Origin of the sequence: Arthrobacter pascens, from assembly GCF_017052465.1 — a bacterium.
Classification (GTDB): domain Bacteria; phylum Actinomycetota; class Actinomycetes; order Actinomycetales; family Micrococcaceae; genus Arthrobacter; species Arthrobacter pascens.
On sequence record NZ_JAFHKT010000114.1, the window covers coordinates 26,106 to 42,248 of the forward strand.

The 16,143-nt window shown below is 66.2% G+C and carries 14 protein-coding genes; 5 read left to right on the plus strand and 9 right to left on the minus strand.

All coding sequences use genetic code 11. The annotated features are described in order from the left end of the window. Positions 1-55 precede the first annotated feature (55 nt). Positions 56-2,563, minus strand: coding sequence for an ATP-dependent DNA ligase (locus JYA52_RS05040; RefSeq protein ID WP_205652110.1), 2,508 nt, complete (start codon positions 2,561-2,563; stop codon positions 56-58). 40 nt (positions 2,564-2,603) lie between these two features. Here JYA52_RS05040 and ku point away from each other — a divergent pair, with 40 nt between their 5' ends. Continuing rightward, positions 2,604-3,752, plus strand: coding sequence for a non-homologous end joining protein Ku (gene ku / locus JYA52_RS05045; protein WP_205652111.1), 1,149 nt, complete (start codon positions 2,604-2,606; stop codon positions 3,750-3,752). A 40-nt stretch (positions 3,753-3,792) separates the two neighbouring features. On the opposite strand, the gene JYA52_RS05050 is transcribed toward ku, so the two are convergent. The 7 genes from JYA52_RS05050 to JYA52_RS05080 all read right to left on the minus strand — a co-directional run bounded on the left by JYA52_RS05050 (position 3,793) and on the right by JYA52_RS05080 (position 9,587). After that, entirely contained in the window at positions 3,793-4,059 is a 267-nt protein-coding gene (locus tag JYA52_RS05050; RefSeq protein WP_205652112.1) for a DUF7218 family protein, read from the minus strand. A gap of 39 nt (positions 4,060-4,098) precedes the next feature. After that, positions 4,099-4,569: an SRPBCC family protein gene (locus tag JYA52_RS05055; protein ID WP_205652113.1), complete on the minus strand. Its 471-nt coding sequence runs from the start codon at positions 4,567-4,569 to the stop codon at positions 4,099-4,101. A 276-nt stretch (positions 4,570-4,845) separates the two neighbouring features. Beyond that, on the minus strand, positions 4,846-5,124 hold the full coding sequence (locus JYA52_RS05060; protein ID WP_205652114.1) for an HPr family phosphocarrier protein: 279 nt from the start codon (positions 5,122-5,124) through the stop codon (positions 4,846-4,848). A gap of 52 nt (positions 5,125-5,176) precedes the next feature. Beyond that, positions 5,177-7,213 carry a PTS fructose transporter subunit IIABC gene (locus JYA52_RS05065; protein WP_205652115.1) on the minus strand — a complete coding sequence of 679 codons (2,037 nt, stop codon included), beginning with the start codon at positions 7,211-7,213 and terminating at the stop codon, positions 5,177-5,179. A 2-nt stretch (positions 7,214-7,215) separates the two neighbouring features. Further along, positions 7,216-8,214 (minus strand): 1-phosphofructokinase family hexose kinase, encoded by a 999-nt coding sequence (locus tag JYA52_RS05070; protein WP_205652116.1) that lies wholly within the window; start codon positions 8,212-8,214, stop codon positions 7,216-7,218. After that, positions 8,211-9,029: a DeoR/GlpR family DNA-binding transcription regulator gene (locus JYA52_RS05075; RefSeq protein ID WP_205652117.1), complete on the minus strand. Its 819-nt coding sequence runs from the start codon at positions 9,027-9,029 to the stop codon at positions 8,211-8,213. Before JYA52_RS05075 ends, JYA52_RS05070 begins: the two co-directional genes overlap by 4 nt. Before the next feature lie 300 nt (positions 9,030-9,329). Beyond that, positions 9,330-9,587: a DUF6458 family protein gene (locus tag JYA52_RS05080; RefSeq protein WP_205652118.1), complete on the minus strand. Its 258-nt coding sequence runs from the start codon at positions 9,585-9,587 to the stop codon at positions 9,330-9,332. 171 nt (positions 9,588-9,758) lie between these two features. Here JYA52_RS05080 and JYA52_RS05085 point away from each other — a divergent pair, with 171 nt between their 5' ends. The 3 genes from JYA52_RS05085 to JYA52_RS05095 all read left to right on the plus strand — a co-directional run bounded on the left by JYA52_RS05085 (position 9,759) and on the right by JYA52_RS05095 (position 13,943). Further along, entirely contained in the window at positions 9,759-10,373 is a 615-nt protein-coding gene (locus tag JYA52_RS05085; RefSeq protein ID WP_205652119.1) for an alpha/beta hydrolase, read from the plus strand. Positions 10,374-10,740: 367 nt separating this feature from the next. Beyond that, the gene (locus JYA52_RS05090; protein ID WP_205652120.1) at positions 10,741-11,487 is read left to right on the plus strand and encodes an HAD family hydrolase; all 747 of its coding nucleotides are present in this window, start codon (positions 10,741-10,743) and stop codon (positions 11,485-11,487) included. A gap of 86 nt (positions 11,488-11,573) precedes the next feature. Then, positions 11,574-13,943: a glycoside hydrolase family 65 protein gene (locus JYA52_RS05095; RefSeq protein ID WP_205652121.1), complete on the plus strand. Its 2,370-nt coding sequence runs from the start codon at positions 11,574-11,576 to the stop codon at positions 13,941-13,943. A 28-nt stretch (positions 13,944-13,971) separates the two neighbouring features. Here JYA52_RS05095 and JYA52_RS05100 read toward each other — a convergent pair whose 3' ends face one another. Then, positions 13,972-15,366 carry an MFS transporter gene (locus JYA52_RS05100; RefSeq protein WP_205652122.1) on the minus strand — a complete coding sequence of 465 codons (1,395 nt, stop codon included), beginning with the start codon at positions 15,364-15,366 and terminating at the stop codon, positions 13,972-13,974. A 61-nt stretch (positions 15,367-15,427) separates the two neighbouring features. Here JYA52_RS05100 and JYA52_RS05105 point away from each other — a divergent pair, with 61 nt between their 5' ends. Then, positions 15,428-16,018, plus strand: coding sequence for a hypothetical protein (locus JYA52_RS05105; protein WP_205652123.1), 591 nt, complete (start codon positions 15,428-15,430; stop codon positions 16,016-16,018). The last annotated feature ends 125 nt before the right edge of the window (positions 16,019-16,143 follow it).

Genomic DNA, 16,143 nt, shown 5'->3' on the forward strand with positions numbered 1-16,143 from the left:
GTCGCCAGGCCGTTTGAGTGTCGCGGGAAGCTTTGCGCGTCTCAGGCAGCTTTGGTCATTCGGCGACGACGTCCTCCGGATTCTTGTCCAGGCGCCAGCCGCGCCACACGGGATGCCTGAGCTTTCCGCTGCCGGTCCATTCCCCGAACGTCACTTCGCCCACGAGATCCGGCGCGATCCAGCGGGCGCCGGCGGCGTCGAGGGCCGGCACGTCATTGAAGGGCGAGCTCTTCCGGGCCAGCCGGTCCATGGTCTGGCGCAGTTCCCGGAGCTCCTGCATGCTGAAGCCGCTGCCCACGCGGCCAACATACCGAAGCTTCTTGCCCTCCGGCAGTCCCAGCAGCAGCGCCCCCACGGTGTCGGACCGCTCGCCCTTTCCGGGCCGCCAGCCGCCCACCACTACTTCCTGGGTCTGTTCGATCTTGAGCTTGATCCACGACCGGCTCCGTTGTCCGCTGACGTACCGGCTGTCGACGCGTTTCGCCATCACGCCTTCCAGGCCTAGTTCCCGCGCGCTTTCCAGGATGTGTTCCACCCGCTCGTCCAGTGTTTCCGACAGCTGCACCGGGCAATCCGACGGGCGGTAGAAGTCAACGAGCCGTTGCCTGCGTTCCTGGGCAGGGCGCCGGCGCAGGTCTTCGCCGGCCTCGGCCAGCAGGTCAAACAGCATCAGCCGCACGGGAATGGCTGCGCGGGCCTTCTTTACATCGCCCGGCCTGGTCAGTTTCATCCGGCCCTGGAGGAGTCCGAAGTCGGGCCTGCCGCGGGGCCCGACGGCGATGATCTCGCCGTCCGCGATGAAGTCCTGCGGCGGCCAGCAGCCACGGTCGGTCAGTTCGGGGTAGCTGGCGGACATGTCGTTGCCGTTGCGGCTGAGGAGCCGGACCTTCTCCCCGTCCGCAACCACCAGGGCGCGGATCCCGTCCCATTTGAGTTCGAAAAACCAGTCGCTGCCGTGGAGATCCGCCGGTGTCCCGGCGGTCGCCAACATCGGGGTGGGGTCCTCGACCATGGTGTTCCGGCCTGCGGCGGTGCCTGTGCCGGTATCCCTGGGCGGGGACGCGGCCGGCGACGCCGCCGCTTTGGGCGTTGGGGGAGTGCCGCGCCTGCCCCTTATGCCATGCGCCTTGTCCATTAGGTGGATGAGCCATTGTCCCTGCCCGCCCTCGCCCTCCCCGGTGTGGATCAGGGCGAATTTCCTGGTGCCGCCGAGGCCGCCGCCCTCCTGGCCTGTAAGCGTGGCGATCACTTCCTTGCCGTTGACCCACTTTTCCAGCTCGTAGACGCCTTTGTCCCAGATGCTGACGGTGCCGGCGCCGTATTGGCCCTTGGGGATGGTGCCTTCGAAATCGGCGTAGTCCATCGGATGGTCCTCGGTCTGGACGGCCAGGTGGTTCTTGGACCCTGTCTCCGGTACGCCCTTCGGCAGCGCCCATGAGACCAGCACGCCGTCGTGCTCAAGCCGGAAATCGTAGTGGAGCCTGCTGGCGTGGTGCTCCTGGATCACGAAGATTTCCTGTGCATCGTTGGTTTCGGCGCTGAGGTGTTCTTCAGCGGTGAACGGCTCCGGCGTCTCGTCCTGGTCCCGGAGCGACCGGTATTTATGCAGCCGGGGGTCCTCGTGGCCGCCGCGGCGGCGGTGCGCGCCGGAGTCCGCAGCGTGGGCCCGTCCGCTGATCTCGTCGACGACGGCGAACGGGTCTTTGCCGCTCTCGACCCTGCGCATGACTTCCTCATAAGCCAGGTGCCGGAGGGAGGAGGACGTCAGCTCCCGCCACGTTCGCGGGGCCGCCACGGTGGGCCTCAGCCGGCCACGCAGCGAATAGGGAACGATTGTGGTCTTGGCGGCATTGTTCTGGCTCCAGTCGACGAGGACCTTGCCCGTCCTCAGCGACTTCTTCATGTCGCTGACGGCCAGGTCCGGATGGTCGGCCTCAAGGGCCCGGGCCAGCTCGTGCGCGAAGTCGGAAACCTGGTCGGAGGACTGCGTGCCGTCCAGTCCGGCGTACAGGTGGATGCCTTTGCTGCCGCTGGTCACCGGCACCGGGTCGAGCCCCACGTCCTTCAGGATGGCACGGGCCAGCCTGGCCACTTCAGCGCATTCCTGCAGCCCTGCCCCTTCTCCAGGATCCAGGTCAAGCACGAGCCGGTCCGGGGACAGGGCGTTGCCATGGGAGTCCACGCGCCATTGCGGGACGTGGATCTCCAGCGAGGCAATCTGCGCCAGCCAGGTCAGCGTCGCGGCGTCGTTCACCAGCGGATAGTAGTTGGTGCTGGTCTTGTGCGTGATGGCGGCGCGGGGAACCCAGCCGGGGGTGGAGTGGTCAAGGTTCTTTTGGAAGAACATCTGCCCGGGCTCGTCCACAGTCCCGACGCCGTGGACCCACCGCTTGCGGGTCGCCGGCCGGTCGGCGGCGGCCGGGATGAGGACCGGCGCCACCGCAGCGTAGTAGGCCAGCACGTCAGCCTTGGTGGTGCCCGTGGCGGGATAGAGCACCTTGTCCAGGTTTGTCAGTGTCAGCTCACGGCCGGCGACCCGGACACGTTCCTTACCTCCGGCCAAGGGGCTTCACCTCCGGGGCAGGGTGATGTTCACTTGTCTCATGAGAGCCATCTGGAAAGGTGCCATTGCATTCGGGCTGGTCAACGTCCCCGTCAAGGTATACAGCGCCACCGAGGACCACGACATCAGCCTCCATCAGGTGCATAACTCCGATGGCGGCCGGATCCGCTACCAGCGACGCTGCGAGGTGTGCAGCAAGGTGGTGGATTATGCGGACATCGAGAAAGCCTATGAGGACGACGGCCGGACGGTGATCCTTTCCCGCGAGGAGCTCAAGTCCATTCCGGCAGAAAACAGCCACGAGATTGAAGTGGTTCAGTTCGTGCCGTCCGAGCAGCTCGATCCCATCATGTTCGAGAAAAGCTACTATCTGGAGCCTGACTCCAAGTCGCCCAAGGCCTATATGCTGCTGCGCCGGGCGCTCGAGGACACCGACCGGGTGGCGATCGTGCAGTTTGCGCTGCGGGACAAGACCCGCCTGGGTGCCCTGCGGATCCGGGACGACGTCCTGATGCTGCAGGCGCTGCTGTGGGCGGACGAGGTGCGTGAGGCGGAATTCCCTGCCCTGGATACGTCCATCCGGATCTCCGCCCAGGAACGCGAGATGTCCGCAGCGCTGGTGGAGTCCATGGCTTCCGATTTCGAGCCGGAGCAGTTCACGGACGACTACCAGACCCAGTTGCGCCAGCTGATCGAGGCCAAGCTGGAGAAGGGCGATGCCCTGGACACGGAAGAGACCTTCGGTGCCGAGGCCGCTGCATCGGGCACCGGCGAAGTGATCGACCTGATGGAGGCGCTCAAGCGAAGCCTGGACCGGAAACGCGGAGCCGGCGGGCGGGCAGCCGGCGACTCTGACGCATCTGAATCCGGGGGCGACTCTGAATCCGAGGGCGACGACGCCGAGGAGGCGGGGAAGGCCAAGCCGGCGTCCGGCCGGGCCAGGTCCGGCAGGAGCGCAGCAGCCAAGACGGACAGCTCCAAGGCCGGAACTGCGAAGACCGGAGGCACCAAGGCCCGAACCGCGAAAAGTGGACAGGACGAGGCGTCCTCCTCTGAGGCCAAGACCCCCGTCAAGAGCGGGGCACGGTCCACTCCCAAGCCGGCCGCCAAGACCACGGCCACCAAGAGCACGGCCGCCAAGGCCACCGCGTCGAAGACCACCACCACTAGGGCAAGGAAGGGCGCCTGAGAACCCGGGCACCCCGCCCTCCGGTCTCATGAGCGGCCGCTCAGGAGTTTCTGAGCGCAGAAATGAGTTCGCTCTTCTTTTTGCCTGAGTAGCCCTTGAGGCCGATCTCCTTGGCTTTGGCCTTCAACTGGTCCACCGTCCAGTCGTCGTAGTCACCGGCTTTGCCGCCCTTGCGGCCGACTGCGGACCTGCCCTTCTGTGCGGCCGCGTTCGAGATGCGGGCCGCCTTCTGCTTTGAGGCGCCCTCATCACGAAGCTCTTCGTAGAGTTTGGGATCCTTCAGGCTGGGATTCTTATTCTCGGGCATCGTTCCCTCCAGGACTGTATCTCTCTTGCCGGTATTGCCCTACGGGGCGTCTACCTCCCCGCGGTCAACGGACGCCCGCCAGGCGCCGGTTTCGATGCCGCGGGACTCGATGAACTCCTTGAAGCGCAGCAGGTCGGACTCGACCTGGGTTTCATCGACGTGTGCGGCGGCAGCTGTCCTCTCCAGGAGGCCCTCCGGCTCCCATTCGAGCTCCACGTTGACCCGGCAGAGATCCGCTCCGAGGCCTTCGAAGGTGACCCGCCCGGCGTTGCGGGGCTTGTCCTTGCTGACCCACGCTATGCACGTGTCCGGCGTCTGCTCCAGGATCTGCGCGTCATACTCCCGCTTGATGCCGGCCACCTTGGTGCGGAAATGCAGCGACGTCTCATCGATCTGCTCGACGGATTCCACCCCCTTCATGAATTGGGGAAAGGATTCGAACTGCGTCCACTGGTTGTAGGCCGTGCTGACCGGAACCTGGACCTCAATGCTTTCGTGCAGGGTTGCCACTCTGTCTTCCTCCTTCAGCCCGGGGTCTCCGGTGTTTTGGAACGGCTGTGCGGTATGGAACGGCGGGGCCACAGTTCAAAGCTAGTGGGGCCGAGGAGCAAAAACAAGAAACTAGTAAGTTTGCTTAGCAAGCGATGTTCAAGCGGTGTTCAAGCTGTGTTCAGTGGGGTGTTCCGGGCCGGAACAAGTCCGGAAACGGCAGCGGCCGGCCCCTGCCCAGTCTCCGCTCTATCGGGAAGCTGTGCAGGGGCCGGCCGCTATGAGGCTGCCAGCGCCCTATTCGGCGTCGTGGTCCGTCTCAAGGATCTGGACCAGACGGTCGAGGGCGGCATCCGCACCGTCGCCGTCTGCCCGGAGCACCACAACGTCGCCGTGCGATGCGCCGAGGCTCATCAGGGACAGGATGCTGGCGGCGTCCATGGCTTCGTCTGCCGGCTCACCTTCGCGGGCGATGGTGATGTCGAGGTCAAACTCGCCGGCGGCCTCGGCGAAGATCGCGGCCGGGCGTGCGTGCAGGCCCACTCGGCTGGCGACGGTTGCGGTACGTTCGGACATTTCTGCTCCTTGCAATTGCAGTGCGGGGTTTGGGGTGCTGGAGGCCAGCGGGTCAGACAGAAACTGGGACAGTCTCCACCGTATCAACGGTCTTGCGGGCCGCCCAGCGCTTGAGGGCGAGCACCACGAGGGCGGTGACTACCGTTCCGGCCAGGATGGAGATGATGAACATCAGCACGTTGCCGATGGCGAAGAACACGAAGATTCCGCCGTGCGGTGCCTGCGACGTGACGCCGAAGGCCATGGTGAGCGCACCGGTGACCGCGCCGCCCACCATGCTGGCGGGGATGACGCGCAGCGGATCGGCTGCGGCGAACGGAATGGCTCCCTCGGAGATGAAGGAGGCACCGAGCAGCCAGGCTGCCTTGCCGTTCTCGCGCTCAGCCAGGCTGAAGAGCTTCTTGTCCAGGACGGTGGCGAGGGCCATGGCGAGCGGCGGCACCATGCCGGCAGCCATGACAGTTGCCATGATCTGCCACGGGGCCTGGTTGGTGGCGCTGCCGGCGCTCAGGCCGGCCACAGCGAAGGCGTAGGCGACCTTATTAACCGGTCCGCCAAGGTCGAAGCACATCATGAGGCCAAGGATGATCCCGAGGACCACGGCCGAGGCGCCGGTCATGCCGGAGAGCCAGCCGTTCAGGGCAGCGGTGAGGCCTGCGATCGGGCCGCCGAGAACCATGAACATCAGGCCCGAAGCGACGATGGATGCCAGCAGCGGAATGATGACGACCGGCATCAGTCCGCGCAGCCAGCGCGGTACAGCCCAGGTCCCGATCAGATGCGCGATGTAGCCGGCGAGCAGGCCGCCGACGATGCCGCCGAGGAAGCCCGCTCCCATGAAGCCGGCCACGGCACCGGAGACGAAGCCCGGTGCGATGCCCGGCCGGTCCGCAATCGCATAGGCGATGTAGCCGGCCAGGGCCGGGACCAGGAAGCCCATGGACAGGGCGCCGATCTTGAACATCACTGCACCGAGGTAGATGGGGAGGCCACCTTCGGGAAGGTTGCCGAAGTTGTTCTCAACAACAACCTTGTCGGCGACCCCGGTGATGTCGTACCCGCCCAGCAGGAAGCCCAGGGCGATCAGCAGGCCACCGCCGGCAACGAACGGAATCATGTAGCTGACGCCGGTCAGCAGGGCCCTCTTCAGCTTCTGGCCGATGTGCTCGCCCTTTTCGGCGGCTTCCTGCTCTGCCTGCTCTTCGGCGCCGAAGTGCGGAACGCGGCGGGCGTTCGGGTTGTCCGCGGCGTCCAGTGCTTCCTGCACCATCTTGGCGGGCTCGTCGATGCCACGTTTGACCGGGGCGTTGATGACGGGCTTGCCGGCAAACCGCTCCTTGCCGCGCACGTCAACGTCAACGGCGAAGATCACGGCGTCGGCGGCTGCGATGACGGCCGGGTCCAAGGGCTTGGCGCCCGAGGAACCCTGGGTTTCCACCTGCAGGTCTACGCCCACTTCCTGCGCTGCTGCGACGAGGGAGTCGGCCGCCATGTAGGTGTGGGCGATGCCGGTGGGGCACGCGGTGACGGCCACCAGGCGCTTGGGGCCGCCCTTGGTGCCGGCAGCCTGCGGTGCCGGAGTGGCTGAGGCGTTTGCAGTACTGGAGCCTGCGGCGGCGGCAGCATGCGCTGCCGGCTTGTCAGCCAGGGCACCCTCAACGAGTTCGACGATTTCCGCCTCCGAGGATGCGGAGCGCAGTGCGCCGGTGAAGTCCTTCTTGATCAGGGACCTGGCGAGCTTGGACAGGAGCTTGAGGTGCTCCTGGTCCGCGCCGGACGGTGCGGCGATGAAGAAAATCAGGTCGGCGGGGCCGTCCTTCGCGCCGAAGTCGACGGGCTGGGAGAGCCGAGCCATGGCCAGCGTGGGTTCGGTCACCGCTGCCGAGCGGCAGTGCGGGATGGCGATGCCGCCGGGCACGCCCGTGGCGGTCTTCTGCTCGCGGGCGAAGGCGTCGGTAAAGAGGCCTTCGACTTCGCTGGCGCGGCCAACGGCCGCAACCCGGCCTGCAAGGTGCCGGATCACGTCCTCGGGCGAATTGCCCAGGTTCTGGTCGAGCTCGACCAGGTCGGTGGTGATGAGCTGAGTCACTGTCAATCCTTCCGGAGGGCCGTGATGGTTACGGCATCGGGGGTGGTTTGGTGGACTGCCGGAACTGTGGAGCCCGGCAGGGAAGCGGCTGCGGCGCCGTGCGCCACAGCTTGACGGAGGCAGTCAGCCGGGGCGGCGCCCTGGTCTGCGGCGAGCAGATAGCCGGCCAGCGACGAATCGCCCGCGCCGACCGTACTGACCGCGGTGACCGGCGGATGCGTGGCCAGCCACGCGCCGTCGGCCGTCACAAGGACAGCGCCCTTTGAACCGAGCGTTGCCAACACGGCCCCCACACCGGAACGCACGACGGCGGCGGCGGCTGCCGCGGCAGCCTCCGGATCCGCTTCGAGTTCCTCAGCCGTGCTCACCGAGGCGAAACCTGCTGCGGCAGCGAGCTCCGCGAGTTCCTCGGCATTGGGTTTGAGCAGGTCCGGTTTCCCGGACACTGCCCCTGTCGCATCGCCGGCGATGGCCGCCGCGAGCGGCGCCCCGGAGGAGTCGACGGCGATCTGCGGAACGCTGTTTCCAGTGTCCGCGGAACGCAGCCTCCGGGTGACGGTGGCGTAAAAATCGGCGGGAACCCCGGGTGGGAGCGATCCCGCGAGGACAACCCAGCTGGCACCCTTGGCGCGCTCCAGCAGCAGCCCGATCAGGGCCTCCTGTGCCTCCTCGTCCAGCACCGGGCCGGGCTCGTTGATCTTGGTGGTGACCCCGCCCGGCTCCGTGAGCGCTACGTTGGTGCGCAGCGGCTCGTGGATGGCCAGGGCCGCGAACGGCACCTTGGCATCCCGCAGGCCGGCCAGCACCGGATCGGAGTCGCCCCCCGGAAGTACCGCGAGGGTCTCCAGTCCCGACGCCACGAGGGCGCGGGAGACGTTGACTCCCTTGCCGCCGGACTCCTGGCTCACGGAGACGGCGCGCTGGACTTCGCCGCGTTCGAGAGGCCCGGGAAGCGCCACCGTGCGGTCGAGGCTGGGGTTGGCTGTGAGGGTGACAATCATGCGATGACCACCTCCACGCCGGCCTCTGCGAGGGCCGCGGCTAGTTCTCGGCTGGGTTTGCGGTCAGTGATCAATGTGTCCAGATCTTTCAACGAGGCGAACTGGACGAGCGTTTCCGCGTCCAGCTTGGATGAATCGGCCAGCACCACAATGCGGCGGGCCGAATGGACGAAAGCGGCCTTGACTGCGGCCTCTTCGGGGTCGGGGGTGCTGAGGCCAAAGCTGGCGTGGATGCCGTTGGTTCCCACGAAGGCAATGTCCGGGCGGAGCTTGTGTGCCGCGTCCACGGTTGCTTGGCCGACGGCTGCCTTGGTCAGCCCCCGGACCCGGCCGCCGAGGATCTGCAGTGCGATGCCGGGTGTGCTGGCGAGTTTGGCGGCGATGGGGACGGCGTGCGTAATGACCACCAGTTCCTGGTCTTTTTCCGCTCCCTTGGCTCCCTTGGAAGCGGCCGAACCGGCATTGCGGCGTGCCAGGATATCGGCGAGGACCTCCGTGGTGGATCCGGCGTCGAGGACGATGCTGCTTGAGGGTCCCTGCGGCAGGAAGGCGAGGGCGGCCTCCGCGATGCGGAGCTTCTGTTCCTGGCGCTGGATGGTCCGTTCCAGGATGCTTTCTTCAGTTGTGCTGAAGCGGTCTGCCGAGACGGCGCCGCCGTGCACGCGCCGGACCGTGCCGGCGGATTCGAGGGCGGCGAGATCGCGGCGGACCGTTTCGGTGGTGATCCGGAAGCGTTCTGCGAGGTCGGTCACGCTGGCACGGCCGCTGGCTGCAACGAGCCCTGCGATCTGCTGCTGACGCTCCTCGGCGAACACATACCCTCCATTGCGTAAGTACTGCCCTGCGTTAGTACTGCTAAAACGTCCGGTCATTCCAGATCAGGGACTGCCAACCAGGGACTCTCATCCAGCGGTTGTCTGCCAGTGACAGTCATTCAGTGACTGTCATCACATGATCTGCAATTACTTGACTTTATCTTCGTTCATGTTGCTTTGTCAATGAAAAACCAACATGAAACCAAAACGCCGGGCCGGACCCGAAGGTCTGGCCCGGCGGTCCGGTACTTGAGCTGGAGATTCACTGCGGGCCCCATCCCGATGGAAGTGCGATCGGCGCTAGAGGCCGCCGTCGCGGCTTTCGTTGCGGGTGATCCGTTCGCCGGTATTGGGGTCCACCACCGAACGGGACTCGCTGACGCGGCGGCTCCTTCCCGGGTTCGCCATTACGAGGGATGCGATCAGGCCGATGACGCCGACAGCCATCAGGATGTAGCCGACCAGAGTCTGGTCAACATTGGGAATGAGTCCCGGGGTGACGGCCCAGGCCAGGATGGCGCCCAGGGCAATGAGGAAAATAGCGGAACCGATTCTCATGACGTGCTCCTTGCATTGGCGGGCTTCTCGCAACTTGGTAAGTACGGCCTGCCCTGCGCCACTTACTAAGCATGCTGTTAATCGTCAGGCTACATCCGAGTACACGCACTTTCAATCAAACGCGCAGGTCAGGCCCCGAGAAGGACGTGCGGGACTGGATAGGCTTGTCCGATGGAGACGGTGGTGTGGTCGAAGCCGGCGAGTGAGCGTGCCGGGACGCCTTTGCTGGTGATGATGCACGGCTACGGCACTGACGAGTCGCGGATGGTTAACCTGTTCGACCACCTCCCGGCTGAATTCACCTGTGCTGCGCTGCGGGCTCCGATGCCCATCGCGGACGGCTACGGCTGGTTCCTGCTCGATTACTTCCTCACGAACGACTTTGCCGATGTCATCGCGGCGGCCAACTCGGTCCTTGCCTGGATTGACTCCGTCAAGAGCGGGCACAGCAGTGTCAGCCTGCTGGGATACTCGCAGGGAATGGCCATGGCCAGCACCCTGCTGCGGCTGCGTCCCCGGGAGTTTCCGGCCGTCGTCGGGCTTTCCGGCTTCGTCCTGAACAACGATCTCCTGGCCCTGAGCGAATCCATCGAGGTCCCGCCGCCTTTCTTTTGGGGCAGGGACAAAGAGGACCTCGTGATCAACGAGGAAGCCACCGAGTACACCGCGGACTGGCTGGACGCGCACACCCTGCTGACCGCGCGCACCTACCCGGGAATGGGCCACGCGATGTCCAAGGCCGAGATGGTCGACGTCAGTGCGTTCCTTCGCCACTACGTTCTGTAGCCTGCGGATCGCCTTCAAACTTTTGTGGGTTGTTAAAAACAGTTGCGGGGTAAAACTGCAAGCGCTTACACTCGACTTCGGCCGCGACCACCGGTCCACTGAAGCGTTGAAAGGGCTGGACTGCGCCATGCATGCTGCAGGAAGAGATGGCAGGTTTGCCCTGACGCGCCATCGCCCTCATCATGGAAGAAGACGTTTCTTAAAGCGCCTGCGCCCGTAAGCCACTCAACGTGTGCCATACGCGCGCCGCGCACCTCACCCGTGCTGACCGAAGCACACCCCTGATCTGCCGCCAATGATGGCGCCCCCTTCCCTGCATGGTCCCCAACCACTGCTGTCCGCTCCCCGAAAGGACACTGCACCAGGCATGACTGAACTTCTGAAAACCAGCCACCGCAACAGCCCCCAGAGCTGGACTGGCGCGTCTGCCATCCTCTTTGACCTGGACGGCGTGCTCACGCCCACGGCGATTGTCCACGAGCGCGCGTGGCAGGAGCTCTTCGACGGCTACTTGGCCTCTGTGCCCGGGAAGGCCGGCTACCGGGAGAGCGACTACTTCGACCACATTGACGGCAAGCCCAGGTTCGACGGCGTCCGGGACTTCCTGACCTCACGCGGCATCGAACTCCCCGAAGGCCCCACCGACGACAACCCGGACAACGAGACGGTCCAGGGGCTGGGCAACCGGAAGAACAAAATCTTCAACGACATCGTCAGCTCCGGCGTCGACCCCTATGCAGGGTCGGTGCGCTTCCTCGAAGCGGCTCTTGCCCGGGGACTCAAGGTCGCCGTCGTCTCCTCATCCCGCAACGCTCCTTCAGTGCTGCGCGCCGCCGGGCTGGACATCCACTTCCCGGTGGTAGTGGACGGCGTCGTTGCAGCGGCGGAAGGCCTGCCCGGCAAGCCCAGCCCGGCAACCTACGACTACGCAGCCCGTCTGCTGGAACTGCCCAGCGAGGCGTGCGTCGTCGTCGAGGACGCCGTTTCGGGCGTGCAGGCAGGCAGCGCGGGAAACTTCCACTCAGTGATCGGAGTGGACCGCGGCGCAGGCCGCCAGACACTGCTGGCTGCCGGCGCCACACTCGTGGTCAATGACCTCGACGAACTCCTCTAGCCCGGCTTCCCCAGCCCCGCTGTACAGCAAAACCCGCCAGGTCCCCAACCCTGGCCGCACCTCCAACCGCCGAAGGAACGCCACTCATGGCACTCATCACTGCTGACCGCGACCGCTTCCCCAACGATCCCTGGAAGCTCGTGGAGACCAGCCATGCTCCCGGCAATGCCGGCGCACTGGAAACGCTCTTTGCCCTTGGCAACGGACACCTGGGCATCCGGGGCGCCCACTGGGCAGCGGCGGACGCGGAGCTTCCGGGCAGCTTCATCAACGGCTTCCACGAGATCTGGGACATCAAGCACGCCGAGAATGCCTTCGGTTTCGCCCGCACTGGCCAGCGGATCCTCTACATCCCCGATGCGAACAACTTCGCGGTGACCGTCGACGGCGAAACGCTGAGCCTCGCCGAATCCGTGGTGCTGGATTACCGCCGGTCCATCGATTTCTCCACGGGAGCCTACGAATGCCGCGTCGTGTGGCAGTGCCGTTCCGGCGCCACCGTCACCACCGTAGAGCGCCGTGCCGTGGGCTTTGAGTCGCGCGGCTGCCTGGGCATCTCCCTGGAGCTCTCGGCGGACCGCCCCGTCTCCGCCGACGTCACCTCCTCCGTGATCAACCGGCAGGACCAGCCGGTGGACGACCACTCGGCGCACGATCCGCGCCGGGCCGGCCGCCACGCCGGCCGCGTCCTGCTGCCAGGAAAACTCGACGGCGGCGACGGCTCGCTTCGTCTCTCCTGGGAAGCCGCAGAGTCGAAGCAGCGTGTGGGAATCGCCGTCGACCACTGGACCTCCGCAGGCCACCAGCCGTTCGACACCCAAGTGGACCAGGACGAAAGCAGCGTCCGGTACGTGCTCGCTGTCGGAGCCGACGAGCCTTTCCGGCTTGAAAAGAGCGTCAGTTACGCAGTGGCCGGCGGTACAAGCGAGGGACTGCCGGGCACGGCGGATGCCGAAGCCGGGGAAGAACCGGCCGACGCCGCCGAAGCCGGCCTGAAGACGGTGGCAGAGGTCTTCGCCGAAAGTGAGGCCCACTACCGCGACTACTGGGCAACCACGGACATCAAGGTGGGCGGCCAGTCCGAGCTACAGCAGGCCATCCGCTGGAACCTCTTCCAGCTTGCCCAGGCGACGGCCCGCGCCGGCGTTGCCGGCATCCCCGCCAAGGGCGTCAGCGGCTCCGGCTACGAAGGGCACTACTTCTGGGACCAGGAGGTTTACCTCCTGCCGTACCTGACGTACTCAAACCCCGACGGCGCCCGCCAGGTCCTGGAGTTCCGTCACGAAATGCTGCCGGAGGCAAAGATCCGGGCCAAGGAGCTCAGCGTGGACGGGGCACTGTTCCCGTGGCGCACCATCAACGGGCTGGAGGCCAGCGCGTACTACGCCGCCGGCACCGCACAGTTCCACATTGCCGCGGCCATCGCCTTTGCCGCCAACAGGTACGTGTGGGCGAGCGGCGACGCCGAGTTCCGCAGCGGCATGGGCGCGGACTTGCTGATCGAGACCGCGCGCATGTGGGCGTCGCTGGGCTTCTTCGGCAAGGACGGCATGTTCCACATCCACGGAGTGACCGGCCCGGACGAGTACACGGCCGTGGTGAACGACAACCTCTACACCAACGTCATGGCGCGGTTTAACCTGCGGGCCGCGGCCGCGCTGGACCACCCAGAGATTGACGACGCCGAGCGGCAGCTGTGGGAAGCGGCCGCCGCCCGGATCCAGTTGCCCTTCGACGAGCATTTCCAGATCTACTCGCAGGACAACGACTTCATGACGCTGGAGGCATGGGACTGGACGACGCCCCGCTCCAAGTACCCGCTGCTCCTGCACTTCCACCCGCTGGTGATCTACCGGCACCAGGTCCTGAAGCAGGCGGACACGGTGCTCGCCATGTTCCTGCAGTGGCAGGAGTTCACTCCCGAGGAGAAGCGCCGCGCCTTCGATTTCTACGACCCCATTACGACCGGCGACTCGACGCTCTCCGCGTGCGTGCAGGGCATCATGGCGGCCGAGGTCGGCTACCCGAAGGCAGCCCTCGAGCACTTCACCAATGCGGCGTTCATCGACCTCGATGACTCCCACGGCAACACGATCGACGGCGTGCACATTGCCTCCACGGGCGGCGTGTGGAGCTCCCTGGTCTGCGGCTTCGCCGGCCTGCGCGACCAGGGCCCTGTCCCGTACTTCGACCCGCGGCTTCCCGGGGAATGGGACAGCCTCTCCTTCCACCTGAAGCTGCAGGGACGGCTGCTCTCAGTGGACCTCGACCCCGCCGGCATCACCCTGCGTGTCCTGGAAGGGGAGCCGCTGGACATCGATGTGCGGGGAAGAGTGCATGCTGTCGGCGGCGATTCCGTCCGTGTGGCACTCGATCCTGTCGAGGTGCCCGAGCCGTCGGTGTTCCCGAGCGGCCCTCCCACGGCAAGCATCCCGGTGGTGCGGGCCCGCGCCTGATACCGCGGATGACTGCGGACGGAGATCCTCAGCGTCTGGCGTCGGCGTCCGCGGAGAAATCGTGGTGCCGGTCCAGCGGATGGGCTGTCTCGTCGGCCGGCATCCGGGCGGCAATCAGGGCAACGATGGCCATCACCGGGCAGACGCCCCCCGCGAAGAGGAAGATCGCCCAGATAGGGAACACTTCCGCGGCAGGCCCCGCCAGTGCCATGGACACCGGCATTAACGCGAGGGAGACAAAGAAATCGAGGCTCGAGACGCGGCCCAGCAAATGCGGGGGAACGCGACGCTGAAGCAAGGTTCCCCAGATCACCATGCCCACGCTGCCGGTGGCGCCGAAGATGAAGAGTGCCAGGGCCAGCAACGAGAAGCTGTCCATGATTCCCACGGCAGCCAGTGGGAGGGTGCCCGCACCCCATGAAATCATCATCACCGTCAGGTAGCGCCGCGGTAGCCTGAACGAGGCTGTGACCAGCGACGCCACGGCACTGCCCACGCCCATGACGGCCAGCAGGAAACCGAACATCCTGGAGTCCCCGTCCAGCTGGTCGCGGACGACGAACGGCAGCAGTACTTCGATGGGACCGATCAAAAAGAGGACCGAGATGCAGGCCCAGAGGAGTGTCCAGAGCAGCCAGGGGGTCTGCAGCGTGTAGCTGATGCCCTCCCGGAGTTCCCGGAAGAAGGACGCCTTGTGCGGTTCCGCACCCGCGGGCACAGGCTCACCGCCGGCAGGCGCCGCGTCGTTGTCACGGCCAGACAGGCTTTCAGCCTGGCCGTCAGGAGGGTGTCCATGGAACTCCCGGGCGGCGCCGTTGCCCGGAGCCTCGAGGGCGTGCTGGCCGAGGAAGTTCAGGATGATGAAGGCCAGCAGGTGGCAGGCGGCCACGCCCGTCACGGCATGCGACGGGGAGAGCGCGGCAACGATGATGCCGGCAACGGCAGGACCCGCGGCCTGCTGCAGCATCGGGCGCATCGTCCCTTCCATGCCGTTTGCCGCCAGCAGGTCTCCGGGCGGCAGGATGCGGGGCAGGATGGCGGAGTAGGCCGGGAAGAAGAATGCGGCCCCCACTCCCAGGACGAATGCTCCGGCCATCAGGTGCCACAGCTGCAGCCATCCCGCCAGGGCAAGCCCGCTGATGCTGGCGATCACCGCCAGGTTGGCGCCCTCCACGCCGATGATCAACAGCCGCTGCGGAAACCGGTCCGCGGCGATCCCGCCTGCAAGGACGAAGGCCACCAGTCCGACGCTTCCCGCGGTGGCCACCAGCGATAGCTCCAGCGGTCCGCCGCCGAGATGGATGACCTGGTACACCATGGCCACGGCCCACATTCCTGAACCGAAGATGGACACAGCCAGGGCCGCGATCAGCACGCGGTACTCACGGTGGGCAAAGGGGCGAAGGGCGCGAGGCAGGGGCACGCTGCAATCTTAGGCCGGACATCTCCGCGGGGTAACCGGTGCGCCGGGATAGGCTCGGAGCATGGGGAACACACCGGCCGCGCCGGGGCGGCGCAGCGTGGCGCTGATTGGGGCCAACTATGGCCTCGCACTGCACCCCGTGGACCGCCACGGGGTTCATGTTCCCGGCGAACCGGCCAGCTGTTTTGCATCCTTCTGGGTCGCCGACTGGTCCAAGTGGGGAACCGGGACCGTCTTGCTGGTGGCCACGCTCCAAGGCTGGCGCAGCTACGGCTCCAACGAGTTCTTCGCCGCCACCCTGGCCAACGAACTGACCCGCTACTTCCCGGAGGCCGCACGCTTCCCGCTCAACGGCATCAGCCACACGCAGGACGATTTCGAGGTCAAGGTAAACCTTGAGCGGGGATTCAAAGCAACCGGGCGCCGCGCCGCGCTGGAGGTCACCGGCGTACTGGACCGGAGGCAGTTCGCCGCACCGGACTTCCAGCTCGGGCCTGCCAGCGCCTCCCTGACCAACGTCTACCTGCCGTGCAGCACAGGCCGCCTGTCCGAGTTTGGCGTTGAATGGCCGGGCGCGCCCACGGTCTATCCGGGACCGCGCGGCCCCTCCTCCTCCGCCTATCTTGCGGTGGCGGAATCCTGGATGGTCTAGCCGGTGACCCCACAGCGTCCGGTGCCCCCCCGCCGCGGCCGGTCCGCGCGGCCAGTCCGCGCGTTCGGTCCGCAGGGCCAGGGCGTGGCCTAGTGTTAAGGCAGGACGGCAGCAACCTGCTGTCG

Excerpts from the sequence above, each read along its gene's own strand:
- ku (WP_205652111.1), top strand. The coding sequence starts at position 2,604 with ATGAGAGCCATCTGGAAAGGTGCCATTGCATTCGGGCTGGTCAACGTC.
- JYA52_RS05050 (WP_205652112.1), bottom strand. The coding sequence starts at position 4,059 with ATGCCCGAGAATAAGAATCCCAGCCTGAAGGATCCCAAACTCTACGAA.
- JYA52_RS05060 (WP_205652114.1), bottom strand. The coding sequence starts at position 5,124 with ATGTCCGAACGTACCGCAACCGTCGCCAGCCGAGTGGGCCTGCACGCA.
- JYA52_RS05070 (WP_205652116.1), bottom strand. The coding sequence starts at position 8,214 with ATGATTGTCACCCTCACAGCCAACCCCAGCCTCGACCGCACGGTGGCG.
- JYA52_RS05080 (WP_205652118.1), bottom strand. The coding sequence starts at position 9,587 with ATGAGAATCGGTTCCGCTATTTTCCTCATTGCCCTGGGCGCCATCCTG.
- JYA52_RS05085 (WP_205652119.1), top strand. The coding sequence starts at position 9,759 with ATGGAGACGGTGGTGTGGTCGAAGCCGGCGAGTGAGCGTGCCGGGACG.
- JYA52_RS05090 (WP_205652120.1), top strand. The coding sequence starts at position 10,741 with ATGACTGAACTTCTGAAAACCAGCCACCGCAACAGCCCCCAGAGCTGG.
- JYA52_RS05095 (WP_205652121.1), top strand. The coding sequence starts at position 11,574 with ATGGCACTCATCACTGCTGACCGCGACCGCTTCCCCAACGATCCCTGG.
- JYA52_RS05105 (WP_205652123.1), top strand. The coding sequence starts at position 15,428 with ATGGGGAACACACCGGCCGCGCCGGGGCGGCGCAGCGTGGCGCTGATT.